Source organism: Streptomyces prasinopilosus, assembly GCF_001419695.1.
GTDB classification, from domain to species: Bacteria; Actinomycetota; Actinomycetes; order Streptomycetales; family Streptomycetaceae; genus Streptomyces; species Streptomyces prasinopilosus.
Window position 1 is genome coordinate 1 of sequence record NZ_LIRG01000499.1, and the last position, 2449, is coordinate 2449.

A 2449-nucleotide genomic window follows, 5' to 3' on the forward strand; every position below is an offset into this window, starting at 1 on the left:
GACAGTTCCCGTCGTCAGGGGAGGGTGGGTGAGGGAGGGTCAGACGTTCAGCGGTTCGCCGGCGGCCGCGGCGATCTCCGCCTCGGCGACGGCACCGGGGACCCGGCGCAGCTTCTTCATCGGGCCCAGCTCGGACTCGTAGACCTTCTTGACGCCGTCACCGAGGGACTCCTCGATGGTGCGGATGTCGCGGACCAGGCGGGTGAGGCCCTGCGGCTCGACGGACGCGGCCTGGTCGGAGCCCCACATGGCGCGGTCGAGGGTGATGTGGCGCTCGACGAAGGCGGCGCCGAGGGCGACGGCGGCGAGGGTGGTCTGCAGGCCGGTCTCGTGGCCGGAGTAGCCGATCGGGACGTTCGGGTACTCCTGCTGGAGGGTGTTGATCACACGGAGGTTCAGCTCCTCGGCCTTCGCCGGGTAGGTGGACGTCGCGTGGCAGAGCAGGATGTTGTCGCTGCCGAGCACCTCGACCGCGTGGCGGATCTGCTTCGGGGTGGACATGCCGGTGGAGAGGATGATCGTGCGGCCGGTGGCGCGCAGGGCGCGCAGCAGCTCGTCGTCCGTGAGGGAGGCGGAGGCCACCTTGTGGGCGGGGACGTCGAACTTCTCCAGGAAGGCGACGGCCTCGGTGTCCCACGGGGAGGCGAACCAGTCGATGCCCCGCTTCCTGCAGTAGGCGTCGATCTGGCGGTACTCCTCCTCGCCGAACTCCACGCGGTGGCGGTAGTCGATGTACGTCATCCGGCCCCAGGGGGTGTCCCGCTCGATGTCCCACTGGTCGCGCGGGGTGCAGATCTCGGGGGTGCGCTTCTGGAACTTGACGGCGTCGCAGCCGGCCTCGGCGGCGGCGTCGATCAGCTTGAACGCGTTCTCGATGTCGCCGTTGTGGTTGATGCCGATCTCGCCGGTGACGTACACCGGGCGGCCGGGGCCGGCCTCGCGGGAGCCGAGGGCGCGGACGCGGGAGCTGGAGTTCACGGTGCTCATGACGGTGCTTCCTTACTTGGGGAGGGAATCGAGGGAGGGGCCGAGGATCCAGCCGGCGATCTCCCGGACGGCGCCGTCGCCACCGGGGACGGTGGTGACCGCGCGTGCGGCGCCGCGTACGACGTCGTGGGCGCTCGCGACCGCCACGGGCCAGCCCACGAGGGCGAAGCACGGGAGGTCGTTGACGTCGTTGCCGACGTAGAGCACGCGCTCGGGCGCGATGCCCTGTTCCTCGCACCACTGCTTCAGGGCGAGGTCCTTGCGGTCGATGCCGTGCAGCACGGGGATCCTGAGCTTGCGTGCGCGGGCGGCGACGACCGGGTTCCGTTCCGTGGACAGGATCAGCATCTTCAGGCCCGACCTGCGCAGGGCGGCGATGCCGAGTCCGTCCCCGCGGTGCACGGAGACGGACTCCCGTCCGTCGGAGTCGATCAGCACCCGGTCGTCGGTCTGGGTGCCGTCGAAGTCGAGGACGACCGCGTCGATGTCGCCGGCGGCCGGGAGGGCGCCGGGCCGGCCCGCGTCGAAGAGCGGGGCGAGGGCGCGGGCGCGGGCGAGGTCGTGCGGGTCGTCGATCTCCAGCACGCGGGCGGGGTCGGTGCGCACGAGGTCGGTGCGGCCGAAGAAGCGGTGCCGGTGCTCGCGGAAGCCCGCCGCGTCCATGGCGTAGGCGGCGCCGGTCTCCAGGAGGTCCTGGGGGCGGTCCTGGCGGCGGGGGCGGAAGGACTTGTCGTGGTTGACGCCGAAGCCGCCGCTCCTCCCGTCCGCCGGCTCCCCGCCGGTCGCGTCCCGCCAGACGAAGCCGTGGAACGGGGCGACGGTCACGGCCGTGTCGGCGCCCCGCTCGGCGACCGCGCCGGCCACCCCGTCGACGTCCTCGCGGGTCAGGAAGGGGCTGGTGCACTGGACCAGCAGGACGACGTCCACCCGCTCGCCGTGCAGCGCCTCGTGGGCGTCCAGGGCGTGCAGGACGGCCGCCTCCGAGGTGGCGAGGTCGCCCGCGAGGGCGGCGGGGCGCATCACGACCTCGGCGCCGGCCTGCCGGGCCGCGGCCGCGATGGCCCGGTCGTCGGTGGAGACCACGACGTCCGTGACCCGGCGTGCGGCGCGGCACTCGCGGACGGCGCGGGCCACCAGGGGCACGCCGCCGACCGGGGCGAGGTTCTTCGCGGGCACGCCCTTGGAGCCGCCGCGCGCGGGGATCACCGCGAGCACCCGGCGCACCGGGGTGTCCTGGTCCTCTTGCGGTCGGGACATGGGATCAGCTCCTCGAGCTGGACGGGAGGGGAGGCGGTCGCGGCCGGCCGGAGGGGAGGCGCTCACAGCTCGCCCATCCGGCGGATCACCGGGGCCACCCGCTGGACGCCGTGGCGGTAGGCGCCGCGCGCCGCGCGGCGCACGATCTGCCGGACCGGTCCGGGCTCCTTGCCGGCGGCGGGGGTGCCGGGCAGCGGGGTGCCGT

Annotated in this window: 2 protein-coding genes and 1 pseudogene; all 3 read right to left on the minus strand. The window is 73.8% G+C overall.

What is annotated here, in order from left to right; all coding sequences use genetic code 11:
- Nucleotides 1-39: 39 nt before the first annotated feature.
- The gene (locus AOK18_RS20445; RefSeq protein WP_420865631.1) at nt 40-987 is read right to left on the minus strand and encodes an N-acetylneuraminate synthase family protein; all 948 of its coding nucleotides are present in this window, start codon (nt 985-987) and stop codon (nt 40-42) included.
- A gap of 12 nt (nt 988-999) precedes the next feature.
- The gene (locus AOK18_RS20450; RefSeq protein WP_055574901.1) at nt 1000-2244 is read right to left on the minus strand and encodes an N-acylneuraminate cytidylyltransferase; all 1245 of its coding nucleotides are present in this window, start codon (nt 2242-2244) and stop codon (nt 1000-1002) included.
- A gap of 62 nt (nt 2245-2306) precedes the next feature.
- Nucleotides 2307-2449 (minus strand): annotated as a pseudogene (locus AOK18_RS35555) (DUF6716 putative glycosyltransferase); the annotation flags it as partial.